Origin of the sequence: Massilia sp. CT11-108 (assembly GCF_047302915.1) — a bacterium.
Lineage (GTDB): Bacteria > Pseudomonadota > Gammaproteobacteria > Burkholderiales > Burkholderiaceae_D > Telluria > Telluria orientalis.
Genome location: NZ_JBKYMO010000125.1, coordinates 1 through 13,065 on the forward strand (window position 1 = coordinate 1; position 13,065 = coordinate 13,065).

The following is a 13,065-nucleotide window of genomic DNA, read 5'->3' on the forward strand; positions in this document are numbered from 1 at the left end:
CCTCCTTCGCGGCCCCGGCCGCGCCCGCGAAGGAGGTCGTGGCCAGCGCGCCTCCCAAGCTGTTTGAGGAATGCGCCGAAGCGTCGGATCGGCATATGGTCGCCGACGTATATCGCCTCGCTGCCGGCAACCAATCGGTGTACGACATGCGCGGGCGTAAGCCGATCAAGCGCGTTTGCCTGGCCCAACTCGATATCGTGCCGCGCTCCTTCCGCGAAGGCTTTCCCGGTATGGGCTCGACGATCGAATGGTTCGGTCTGGATATTCGCTTTACCGTCAATATTGCCGAAACCGGCACCTGGGAGCTGATGCTGTTGGCCGACGATGGTGCCGTTCTCAGCATCGACGATGAAAACGTGATCGACAACGACGGCATCCACGCCCCTACACCCGTGGCGACCAGGATCAAGCTGGAGAAGGGCTTGCACAATTTCCGCCTGCGCTACTTCCAGGGCCCAGGCCCAGATCTTGCGCTGATGCTTGCGTGGAAAAGGCCCGGTGCGGCCGATTACAGCTATTTGCCGCGCAGCCTGATAGGGCGGCCGCCTGCCGGCACGCTGCCGCCGATCCGCCCGAAGGAGTAATCAGGGCCGCTCCACGTTCCACACCTCACTTCCGACATTCATGAAAAAGACACACTGCCCCGCTCTCGTTCTCTTGTCCGTACTGGCTTCGCTGCCCGCGGCGTCATTCGCGCACAACCCGATTATTCAAACGATGTATACCGCCGATCCGGCACCCATGGTCCATAAGGGCACGCTCTACCTGTTTTCCAGCCACGACCAGGATGTCGGCGAAAAAAACAACTTCAACATGAAGGACTGGGTGCTCGCCACGACGACGGACATGGTGAACTGGACCCAGCATGGCGCGATCGCCTCCCTGCGGGATTTCGCCTGGGCCGCCAAGGAGATTTCCGGCTGGGACGGTTTTGATAATGGCGCCTGGGCTCCCCAGGTGATCGAGAGGGACGGCAAATGGTATCTCTACGCCCCGGTGCAAGGCCGCGGCATAGGCGTGCTGGTGGCCGACAATCCCCTCGGCCCGTACACCGATCCCATCAAGAAACCACTGATCGCCGGCCACGCCGGCGGCCTGTACGACAGCATCGATCCGACCGTCTACATCGACGACAACGGCCAGGCCTATCTCGCCTGGGGCAACCCGAATCTGTGGTCGGTGAAGCTGAACAAGGACATGATTTCCTACGACACGAGCGTCGGGGAGAATGGCATCATTCGCCATCCGATGACCGTCAAGGCGTTGGGCGAGCGCAATCCTCCGGACACACAAGGCACGACGCTTCCGAAGCGCGCCTTGCGCGGCACGTCCTACGAAGAAGGTCCCTGGCTCTACAAGCGCAAGAATCTCGCTTACCTGTTTTTTGCAGGTGGTCCCATCCCTGAGCATCTCGCCTACGCCACCGGCCCCACACCGGAAGGCCCGTGGACCTACGGCGGCGTCGTCATGCCCCCGCAAAGTGCGTTCACCAACCATCCGGGCGTGGTCGATTTCAAGGGCAAGACCTACCTCTTCTACCACAACGCCGCGCTTCCAGGAGGCGACGGCTTCAAGCGTTCCGTTGCCGTCGATGAGTTGAAGTTCAACCCGGACGGCTCGGTCCCGATGGTGCAACCGACCAGGGAAGGCCCGGCACCGGTCGCCACCCTCGATCCCTACAAGCGCGTCGAAGCCGAGACCATTGCGTGGTCGTCCGGTGTCAAAATCGAACCCAGCAGCGCCGGCGGCCAGAATGTGCGCGACATCCACGACGGGGCCTACATCCAGGTGCGCAATGTCGATTTCGGCGCGCCCGGCGCGCGCGCCTTCATGGCCAGCCTCTCCAGCACGGCCAAGCCGAAACAGGCCTCCGGGGCGAAGATCGAGATTCGTTTGGGCAAGCTCGACGGCCAGCTGATCGGCACGCTGCCGGTCTCGGGAACCGGCGGCCAATGGAAGCCGCAGTCGGTCCGGGTCTCCGGCGCCTCCGGCGTCCAGGATGTCTTCTTCGTGTTCCGCGGTGCGGCCGGCGAAGAACTCTTCAAGTTCGATTACTGGCAATTCGCGCACCACGACCTGCCGGCGGACCGCGACTCCGGCGCGCCCCGGCCCGGCCCGGCGGCAAAGGCGGATCGTGCCCATAATCCCGTGATCTGGGCCGACGTCCCGGACATCGCAGTCATCCGGGTCGGCAAAACCTACTACATGAGCAGCACGACGATGCACATGAGCCCGGGCCTGCCGATCATGAAGTCGACGGACCTGGTCAACTGGAGCATGGCCTCGTACGCTTATGACACCCTGGCCGACAACGAAGCCTTCCGCCTCGAAAACGGCAAGAACGCCTACGGTGAGGGCTCCTGGGCCAGCAGCCTGCGTTACCACGACGGCATGTTCTATGCCTCGACGTTCTCCGCCACCGCTGGAGGACGCACCCATATCTACGCCACGCGCAATCCGGAGCGCGGCCCGTGGAAAGAAACGAGTTTCGAGCCCGCGCTGGGTGACCACAGCCTGTTTTTCGACGACGACGGTCGTGTCTACATGGTGTTCGGGGGCGGCCGCATCTCGCTCAGGGAGCTGAAACCCGATCTCACTGGCTTCAAGCCCGGCGGCGTCAACAAGGTCATCATCGAAAACGCCAATGCCCTCTTCGGCGCCGACCAGGGCGGACTCAAAGCCGAGGGCTCGCAGCTCTCCAAGATCAACGGCCGCTACTACCTCTTCAACATCGCCTCGCCCAAGACCCGCTGGGCACGCACCGTCATCGTCCACCGCGCCGACAAGATCGACGGTCCCTACGAGGGCCGCATCGCGCTCGATGATCGCGGTATCGCCCAGGGCGGCCTCATCGACACCCCGGAAGGCAAATGGTATGCCTATCTTTTCAAGGACAACGGCGCCGTCGGTCGCGTTCCCTACCTCGTGCCCGTGACCTGGAAGGACGGCTGGCCCGTGCTCGGCCAGGACGGCGAAGTGCCCATGACGCTCGACATCCCCGCCGGCCGACAGGGCCGCTCGGGCGCGTCCGGTATCGTCGCCTCCGACGAATTCGACCGCTCGCCCGGCGCCCCCGCCCTGCCACTCGCCTGGCAATGGAATCACAATCCCGAGCCGCGTAACTGGTCGCTCACCAAGCGCCCCGGCTACCTGAGCTTCGTCACCAGCCGGGTCGATTCCAGCCTGCCTGAGGCGAGGAATACCCTCACCCAGCGCACCTTTGGCCCTGACAGTTACGCCACCACCAGCATCGACGTGAGCGGCATGAAAGACGGCGACTGGACCGGCCTTGCCGCCTTTCAGAAAAAATACGGTTTTGTCGGCGTAAAGATGAGCGCCGGCGCCAGGTCGCTCGTCATGGTGAGCGCCGACTCCGGCCAGCCCGAGGAGGTCGCCTCCATTCCCCTTTCCGGCAAAACCGTTCACCTCAAGGTCGAATGCGAATTCCAGTCCGCGCCTGACGATGCCCGTTTCGGCGTAGACGAGAATGGCGCCAAGACCTATGGCATACCGGGGGCGCCTGAAGTCGCCCGCTTCTCCTACAGCCTCGACGGCAAATCCTGGACCCCGATCGGGCGTCCCTCGCGCCTTACCTATACCTTCCCGCACTTCATGGGTTACCGCTACGCGCTCTTCTATTATTCGACGCAGACCGCCGGCGGCCGCGTCGACTTTGACTACTACCGGATCGGTCAAAGCGGGGGCTCCCGCTGACCGCCGCCAGCGGAGGGCCTTATCGCGCCGGCTCGCGCGCGTCCTTTTTGCATGCATCCCGGAATGCCTTCGGGGTGCATTGGTATTCTTGCTTGAAGAGCTTGATGAAATACGAGGAATTTCTGTAGCCGACCGAATAGGCGACTTCTGCAATACTGGCACCGGTGTTTTCCACCAACAGGCGCGATGCTTCGGTCAATCTGAGCTTGTTCACGTAACCGATGAAGGTGCAGCCTATTTCCGCCTTTAATATGTCGTTGACCTTGTTGCGGTTGACACCGGTTTCCGTCACTACGGTCTCCAGATCCAGTCCTGGATCCGCATAACGCGTCGCCAGCAATCGCAGAATGGCGGATTTTCCTTTTTCCTGGTGTGTCTCCAGCGCCAGCTGCTGGTACGCCACCAGTGGCACGTCCTTCTGCATCCGCGCATGAAGGTCATTGGCCAAAACCACGGCGTACTGCCTGACGAACCAGAACCCGAAACCCGCCCAGGCTACCGTCAGGAATGCGGCGAGAAAATACAGGTAGCCATATTTCCGCTTGTGCATTTCGATATTCGCGATTTCGATACGCGACGGGATGCCGACGCCGCTGGCAGTGCTGGTGCCCACTTCGAACTGCGCAACCTTGGCCAGCGAGTAGCCCAGGTCGGATGGATTGAGCTTGTTCGAGTCGACCCACCATTGCGGAACAGTCAAATGCGCCAGATCGAGTTCGGCGTGAACCCCGTCCTGATCGCAGTTAATGTATGCCGACGGCGAACGGTAGGTCATCAGATCATCCACTTTGGACAGCTTGTCATCGAAGGTGGTGAGACTGATCCGGATGGTACCGGCGGGGAGGCAGCGTGCCTCGAAACTGATCTTGCCGAATCTGGACCAGTCGAGCAATGCCGGTTTACCGTTGCTGTCTCTGAAGAGCAGGCCGCTCGATACATAGGGTTTGGAATTGCTGCCTGACAGGACGAATTCCATGATCAGGCGCGCGGCATCGACTCGCGCATCCAGGCTCGTTGTCGCGTCGTTGCCTTTATGCGTTCGCAACTGCCAGGAAAAATCTGCCTGCCCAAACAACGGGACGCGGTGATGGCTGCGGCTGATGCAAATATACCCGGTCAGTGTACTCATACCGAGAAGCAGGACCAGCCGGACCAATGCTTTTGAATATAGCGGGTGCATGTCAATGAAGGTGGCAGGTCCGACAGTGGCGAACCGGTGGCCTGGCGGTCAAGCCGCATACCAGCGAATAAAGCCGGTCCACACCGGGCCCGGCTTGTCGACGCAGAGGCAGGGGCGGCCCCGCAGGCGGGACCGCCTTTTCCTTTAGTACGTGTAACGCAGGCTCAGGCGGAAGCTGCGGCCCGGCTCGAACCAGGCGCGGGGCATGTTGCCGATGCCTTGCTGCTGCGTCTGACGCACGACCATGTCCGTCAGGTTGCTCGCCGAGAAGTTGCCCGAGATGTGCTCGTTGAACCTGTAGTCCACGCCAAAGTCCAGCTGGCCCGTCGCTTCCTGCCACGTCGGCAGGCCGTAGCCTACGTCCGTCGGCGCCGTGCCACCGTTCGCGGCGGCGCGGGCCGGATCGGCACTCGTGGCGTCCTCACCACCCGTGCCGTTCGCACCCACGCCCTGCAGGAAGCGGCTGCGCCAGCTATAGGCCAGGCGCGCAGACAGCGGACCGCGGTCATACAGGAACATGAGGTTGTACGCGTTCTTCGACAGGTACTGGATCGGCAGCGACGTGAAAGGCAGGCCGTTCGTGTCGCAGCCGTACAGGCTCAGCGAGCTGTTGTTGAACGATCCTTTCGCCGGGCAATACTTTTGGGTGAACGGATGGTACAGGTCCTGCTTGCTGTCGATGTACGTGTAGTTCGCGGAGATGCCGAAGCCCTTGGCCCAGTCCGGCAGCATGCGGTCCAGCCCCGGCACATTGTTGAAGTAGGTCTGGCCCGCCAGTTCCAGGCCCGTCACCGAACCCTTTGCGACGTTGTCCGGCCCCGTGATCAGGAACGTCTGGTCGTTGCCCGCCAGGCTCTTGTAGGTCCTGGTGAATGCCGTGTTCAAGATGATGTCACGCACATTCTTGCGGAACACGGCCATGGTCAGCGACGAACCGTTGCCCGGATACCATTCGAGCGTCCAGTCGAAGTTGTTGGAGCGGACCGGCTTCAGCTTGGCGTTACCCCTGTCGTTGCCCGTGTAGCTGATGCTCTTGATGGTGCCGGCCTCGGCGCCGGTGCCCGACGTGATGTTCTGGTTCAGGTTGATGTACTCGTTCAGGTTGTCGAACGGCGGACGGTACATCGACTTGGCGAACGCGAAACGGGTTTGCAGCTTGTCCGTCAGGTCGGCCTTCAGGTTCAGGCTGGGCAGCACGTCGACGTACTGTTGCGACGCATTCACCGGATCCTTGATCGCGGCGAAGCGCGGGATCACATCCGACGCGTTCGAGCCATACGTCGGATTGAAGATCGTGAAGCCGTGGGACTCGCTGCGCGTGTGGATCACACGCACGCCGAGGTTGCCCTCGACGGGGAAACGCAAGTTGTCGAAGCCGAAGCGCAGTTGGCCGTAGGCGGCTTCGGTGCGTTCCTGCTGGCTGCTGGTCTGGGCCGGATCGTCGTTGTAGGCCAGCGGTTTCCAGCCGCCATCCGCGGTCGAGCAATCATTGTTGGTGCCATAGTATGCGTTGCCGTCCTGGCACTGCATCTGCAGGGCCGGGATGAGTTTCGCATTATTGGCCAGGTTCCGGACGAAGGCCGGGTCCGGAACGACCATCGTTGGCACCTGGGGAATCTTGCCATTGAAGAACGTCGGGAACGTATACGAGGACGTCTGCACCAGGTTGCCGTAGCGCGGATCGCTGAAGTAACTGACGTTGGGGCGTGCTTGCCAACCCTTGTCCGCGAGCAGCGGCAGAGTGCCCGGCACCTTCGTCGCGTTGACGGACCACGGCTCGGCAATGCTCTTCCAGCCACCGATGCCACCGGAGGCGTCGGAGCGGACCGCCGTACGCTTGGTGAGGCGCACGCCAAAGCGCAGGTCGCGCAGCACGTCGTCGTCGAAGTGGAAACGCGCGTCCGTCTTCCAGGCATACAGGTCGCCCTTGGCCTTGGTCATCGACGGCATCATGAAGCTCATGTAGTAGTTGTCGCGATTCGCCAGGAAGGCGCGGTCAGTGTCATCGAACGTCACCTTCGGCAGACTGCCCGACAAGTCGATGCCCAGGTTCGGCACGAACGTGCCCAAGGTCATGACGTTGCCCTCGGAACTATTCGTCGCATGCACCCACTGCAAGTCGCTCTGGATGGCCCAGCGGTCGTTGATTCTCCACTTGACGTTCCAGGCGACCTCGCGCGTCTGCGATTTGCTGGTGTCGAAGCCAGTGTCGGACTGGTAACCCAGGCCGCCGGCCGCGAAGGTGTTCGCGCCCACGCCGCCGATCGGGTAAGTGTAGAGGCCATTCTGCAAAATGCCGGCCTGGTTGAAAACCGGATCGAGCGGCTTGACCAGGTACGGCGACTCGACGGCCGTAAACGTGGCGTTCTCGGTGTTGGCCGACTTGTAACCGGTATGGAAGTACGTCAGTGCCGATTCCATGCCGTTGTTCTTCCACTGCAACGCGCCATAGACACCGGCACGGTCGACCTGGCTCGTGTTGGTGCGGAAAGACGCGGACTTCGGGATCCAGACGGTCTGGCTGTCAACGATGTCGGTGCGTGGGAAATACGCATCCACCTGAACCGTATCGTTGTGGGAATTGGTGCGGTTGGCAGACAGGTCGATCAACGCGCCCCATTGTCCGGTGCTGGTATTCCACCGCTTCGACACCAGGGCCGACAGGCCCGGCGACTTCTTGCTGCCCAGGGCGTTGTAGTTGCCGTTCACCGACAGGGCGACCTTGCCGTCCTTGTAGTCGAATGGCAGCGCGGTACGCAGATCCACCTGACCGCTGACGCCGCCTTCGACCAGCTCGGCGGGCGGATTCTTGTGCACGACCACTGCGGACATGAGTTCCGGCGGGATGTCGCCCCAACTCAGTTCCCGGCCCGGATAGCCGGCCGAGAACGATTCGCGGCCGTTCAGCGTGGACGAACCCCAGGTCAGGCCACGCACCGAAATGCCCGAACCTTCGACCGAGAAGTGTTCCGGGTCGCCGCGCGAACGGTTGCGGTCGATCGTCACGCCCGCGACGCGCTGCAGCACTTCGGTGATCGACTTGTCCGGCAGTTTGCCGGCTTCTTCCGCAACGACGGCATCGATGACTTCCTCGGCGTTCTGCTTGAGTTTTTGCGCCGACTGCATGGCGGCGCGCTGGCCGCTCACGACCACCGTCTGCGTAGGCGGATCGCCGGCAGCTGCCGTTTGCGCATGCGCCGCGCCGCCCCAGACCAGTGCGGCCTGCGCCACCGCCAACGACAGCGCGGTCATCTTGATCGGTTTCCTCACGATCTTCGTCTCAATTCTTGTCATTATTTATATCCTTTTATGTAATGCCTTGGATGCCGTCCGCGGTCATTGGAAGGTGATGGGGCCGGTCAGCGTGAGTTGGGTCGAGTAGGTCAGCTTGTCCGTACCCGCAGTCGCCATCGAGGCGTTCGCGCTCACTGCGGAGAATTCGACTTGCGCGATCGGGTAATCCTGCAACTCGGTCCAGAGGTCGAGTCCCGTCAGGCCGCACGATTCCGCAATCGTGAACTTGTCCTTGAGATCGACGCTGTAGCTCGTGGCGGCTGCAGCGGTCGGCATTACCGTCGCGTGCAGCTTCACGTTGCAGGCCTTGCCGTCCTTGACGGCGAAGTGGCCGAGGTACAGGTTGATATCGACCCCGTTGTTGCCGTTGCCGAACCATTCAGGGTTCTGCGCGAGCTTGAACTTCAGGGCCGTCTGGGCATCGATCCGTGCGCCAGTGGGCGTGTCGCCGTTCTCGACGAGCTTCGCCAGGCCACCCGCGAGCAGCTTGACGCCCATGTAACCCCCCAGTCCATTGCCGGAATCCGGCTGGATGTTGTAGTACCAGGTGAAGCTGTTGCCGTCGGTGGGCACGGTGCGGCCGCACCAGTTCGTGGCACACCACCAACCGTCCGCGCTGCTGCCGGCGTAGGTCTCGATGCTGCCCGACTCATTGGTCTGGTCGATGCTCTTGTAGCCGCTCAGGAACGTCAGCGCATCCGCTTGCGCGGTGCCGATCGGGATGCTCCGGACAACCGTGCCGGGGGCATAGATATCATCGACTACCTGCGCCGTGATTTCGCACAGCCCGTTGTCGACCTTGGTCATCGTGTTGCCGCTGACCGTGCAGACCGATGGCGTGCTGGACGTAAAGGTAACGGCTTTGCCGGCAATGCTGGTCGTGGCGACCAGCGGAACCGGCGTCGAATCCAGCGGCAGCGCCCCTGGATTGCGGAAGGTCACCGTCTGCGACCGTTTGGGGATGCCGAAAATCTGGTTTTCCGACGCGGGGGTGTAGCCGTTGCCACCCGCCTGGTTTGCAGTCACCGAGCACTCGCCCGCTTTGATCAGCGACAGCGTAGCGCCGTTGACGGTGCAGATATCCGGCGTATTCGACGTGAAGGTCACCTCGCCACCGCCGCTCGCCGTCGCCGTCAGCTGGACGGTCGCGACGTCGGGCGGGGCGGCGAGCGTCGGTCCGCCCACGAATGGGAACGAAATGGATTGCGCCATCGCGCCGTCGCTCGAACCGCCGCCGCCGCTGCAGCCGGCCAGCAACATGCCGCAGGCCAGTCCGACTGCCGTCAGCTGGAATCTCATGGTTTGTCTCCTCATTGGAATCTTCCTTTCTTTTTTGTTTGCTGAAGTTGCTCGGCACCGGCTGCGCCGATGACAAGAAAAGATCGCTCCCTGCCCGCTTCGCTCCACATTCGCGGCAGGGAGGCTGGTACTGGTCAAGGATGTACGGACTGGCAGAGCGTCGCCGGCGTTATGAAATCGTTTTCAAAAACGCGGAAAAAAACAGCGCGCGACGATGTACGCGAGGACGGCGAAAGGTTTGCGGACCGGTTGCTGCTGCATGCAATGAGCCTGAGGTGCACGTCTTGTCTCCCTGCTTTTATTATCGATACCGTTCAACCAGCTGCTTCGATGGCGCCGTATTGACATATCTTGATCTTTATATATTTAAAACAATGGTCTCGGTGCTGGGCGGCTCCGAAAAAAGGGGCAGCCAAAGCTGCCCCATAAAACCGCTGCGGAAACCCGCCACGGAGGAGAGCGAAAATGTGTGAAGCCCAGGATCGTCTGCGGCCGGGAGGCGGTTGCGAAACCCAACCCATGTGTGAAGCATAGGCCGTCCGTCATGGACAACGATATCGCCGCTAATCGAATTTCTTGCACTCCGCAGAAATTGCAAGGAATGTCAGCCATAGTAAAAATCGGACGTGACGGGTGGCGTCGGTCAGGCAAGCGGGCCGGAAGAAATGGCTGCCACACCACAGGCCGATCGTGGAACCAAGGGGTGGGATGCCCGGATCAAAGGAATACGTTTCCGTACGGCTCCGTCGACCCCGCCACGGTCAACCGATGGGCAGTGCGTTTCCTGCCGCTGGTCGAAAAGCTGCCACGCAAGCATGCGCGCCAGGGGGGCGATCTGGAGGGAATGGACCGGCCAGCATAAGCCGGGGCCATGCTCGACACGGAAGCGACTTCATCACGTGCAAGATGGCAAAGGGACTTGATGCACGCGGCCTGACGACACCGGCGCTCCGGTTGCAAGCTGCGGATCAGATCGAAAGACCGCCGCGGCACGTTTGCGGTGCCGCAGCGGTCATTGGCGGCGTCTGGGACGTATCACTCAGTTGGTGTAGACCAGACCGCGGCCGGTGCCACTGAAGTAGACGCGCCCGTAGGTGTTCCAATCGCCCGCCATCGCGCCGATGCCGCCGTACTGGTGCGCATCATCGTTGAAGCGTGCCCAGGTCGCACCGCCATCGTCGGAGTGGTACAAGCCCCATACGCCGTTCATCGTACCCACGACGTAGACCGCGGCCGAGTACGGGCTGCCTGCCTGTGCCTTGCCCAGGGCGATCACGCTGGCGCCATGCAGTTGGCCCCGCGCGCCGTCGTCACCGACCGTCGCGAAGCCGTTCAGCTTGGTCCAGGTCGCCCCCGAATTGGTCGAGTGGTACACGGCGTTGCCGTCGGCCAGCCAGAGGTCACCCTCGACGTTGGGGTTGACCACCATCGACGTGAGATCAAAGGCGTTGTGGTACAGGTTCGCCGACACCGAGCCCTGGCTCAGCGTGAAGTTGTGGCCGCCATCGGTCGAGACGTAGACCTTGCCCGCCGGCCCCCAGAATGCGCCGCCCGAATCGTACGCATAGACCTTGTTCGGATTCTTCCGGTCGACGACCAGGCGATAGCCGTTAGCCCAGCCGCCGGGGTTTGCCGGCGCCGGCAGGTTGGTCGCGGTCCAGCTCGCGCCATTGTTCGTGGTATAGGATGGCACCGAGCCGGACGGCGCCCAGATCACGTTGTTGCGAGACGTGGTCACGATACTCCCGTTGTCGGAATCGTTCGCTGCCGCGCCCGCAGGCAGGGTCGCGAAGTTCGACCACGAGTTGCCGGCGTCGCCGGACCAGAAGCCGAAGACGCTTTTTGGTTGCGTTGAGTTGTTGAGGCCGGCACCGACGATGTAGTTCGGATCAGACCACAGCACGTCGGCGTAGTTGCCATTGTTCCAATCGGCGAGAGGGCCCCTGGTCGGCGTCGTCGCGAGGTCGGTCTGGACCCATGTCCCGATGTCGCCTGCGCTGTTGACGAACTTGTACGGCGCGCCGGCCGGCGGCGTGACGACGGCCAGGGTGGCGGTCTCCTCGAGGTTGTTGTTCGGGAAGTCCCAGCTCGGCGTGGCCGACGACGCGTTCCAGGTTTCCCAGACGCCGCCGCCGGTGACGTGCATGATGTGGTCGCGGTTGGCTGGATCGATCTCGATGTCGTCGATCCAGCCCCAGAACTGTCCGCCGTAATGCAGCATGCCGCCCGCGATTTCGCGCCAGGTGCCGCCGCCGTTGTCGGACAGCTGGACGACAGGACCGGCGGAGCTCCAGGTCCCGGTCACGGCCAGCGCGATACGGGCCGTCGAGCCGGTGCCGTACACGGACACACCGCCGTAGCCGCCGCCGGTCGTGATGCTGGAGAGCTGGGTCCAGGACTCATTGCCGGCCACGCCACCGAACTTGTAGAGGTAACCGGGACCGCCGGCGCCCTCGCCGGCGTTCTGGTTGAATACCACATAGTACATGCCGTCGCTGGTACGCACCATGTGCGGGACGTAGTAACCGGACACGTTCGACGGGACCGACACCGGCGTCCACGAAAAGCCGCCGTTGACGGACTTGTACAGGGTCGAGGTCAGGCCCGCCACCTGGCCGTAGTCCGGCGCGACGGCGGCATACATGATCCAGGTCGTCTGACCGCCACCCACGTTCGAGTTGTCGAACATGATCTGCTCGACGCCCTTCACGGCGCCGATAGCCTGGATCTGGGCGCCCGTGAGCACGGTGCTCGACAGAGCCGTCTGGGTCCACGTCTGACCCGAGTTCGTGCTTTTCCACAGGCCGGCCGTGCGCGAGGCGTAGAACATCGTCGACGGATTGGTGGGATCGAGCTTCAGGCGTTCGCCGATGGCCCGGCCGCCTTCATTGCCACCCACCGGGAAAGGCAGGTCGTAGTGCGTCCATGTGAGGCCGCGGTTGCTGGAGGCATAGATACGGCCGTTAGACGGGTTGCCGCCGCCGTCTTTCGTATACATGCCGGTAACCAGGTAGACGAGCTGGTCGTTGGCCGGATCGAGGGCGATGCTTTCGACGCCGTGAAACTCGCTCTCGCCCCCGTTGAAACCGATACCGTCGGTAATCGGCGTCCACGACCCGTTCGAATTATTCCAGCGGTAGGCGCCACCGACATCGGTGCGTGCGTACATGAGGCCCGCGGTCGTCGGATGGTAGACGAGGCCGGTGACGTAGCCGCCACCGGCCCACTTCACGCTCGTATAACTGGTGGCCGAGCCGGTGGTGGCGGCGAGGGCCGGTGCGGTGCCGGACGCGCCGGGGGGCGTGCTGCCCCCGCTGCAACCGGCGAGAAGCGCCGCGACCAGCGTTGGGACGATCAAATTATGCTTCCGAAACATATTGTCTCCTCAAATAGGATTGGCTTGACGTTTTCCGGTATCGAACGTAGCTCCGCCGCGCTGGGTGGCGCCACAATCGTTGCGGAAGTCAGCTTCAAATAAAAACGCCTGATTCAAAGCACGTACTAAGTAGTCGCCCAATTTTTGCTGTCAAAGCTAAATTGATCACGCAGCAGGGGTTGGGCGATGAAGCACTTGGAGT

6 protein-coding genes are annotated in these 13,065 nt (G+C 62.4%); 2 read left to right on the forward strand and 4 right to left on the reverse strand.

Annotated features, from left to right (window positions below; genetic code table 11):
* Both ACEN88_RS12555 and ACEN88_RS12560 read left to right on the forward strand, forming a co-directional pair.
* Positions 1–584 (forward strand): PA14 domain-containing protein (locus ACEN88_RS12555; protein ID WP_413339993.1); only part of this gene is annotated, 584 nt, incomplete at its 5' end.
* 40 nt (positions 585–624) lie between these two features.
* Positions 625–3,714: a family 43 glycosylhydrolase gene (locus ACEN88_RS12560; protein ID WP_413339994.1), complete on the forward strand. Its 3,090-nt coding sequence runs from the start codon at positions 625–627 to the stop codon at positions 3,712–3,714.
* A 19-nt stretch (positions 3,715–3,733) separates the two neighbouring features.
* On the opposite strand, the gene ACEN88_RS12565 is transcribed toward ACEN88_RS12560, so the two are convergent.
* The 4 genes from ACEN88_RS12565 to ACEN88_RS12580 all read right to left on the reverse strand — a co-directional run bounded on the left by ACEN88_RS12565 (position 3,734) and on the right by ACEN88_RS12580 (position 12,863).
* On the reverse strand, positions 3,734–4,843 hold the full coding sequence (locus ACEN88_RS12565) for a helix-turn-helix domain-containing protein (RefSeq protein ID WP_413339996.1): 1,110 nt from the start codon (positions 4,841–4,843) through the stop codon (positions 3,734–3,736).
* A gap of 195 nt (positions 4,844–5,038) precedes the next feature.
* A complete protein-coding gene (locus tag ACEN88_RS12570) occupies positions 5,039–8,188 on the reverse strand; it encodes a TonB-dependent receptor (protein ID WP_413339998.1) in 3,150 nt (1,049 codons plus the stop codon).
* A 42-nt stretch (positions 8,189–8,230) separates the two neighbouring features.
* Positions 8,231–9,487 carry a hypothetical protein gene (locus ACEN88_RS12575; RefSeq protein ID WP_413339999.1) on the reverse strand — a complete coding sequence of 419 codons (1,257 nt, stop codon included), beginning with the start codon at positions 9,485–9,487 and terminating at the stop codon, positions 8,231–8,233.
* A gap of 1,039 nt (positions 9,488–10,526) precedes the next feature.
* Positions 10,527–12,863, reverse strand: a complete 2,337-nt coding sequence (locus ACEN88_RS12580; protein ID WP_413340001.1) for a dockerin — start codon at positions 12,861–12,863, stop codon at positions 10,527–10,529.
* Positions 12,864–13,065: the final 202 nt, after the last annotated feature.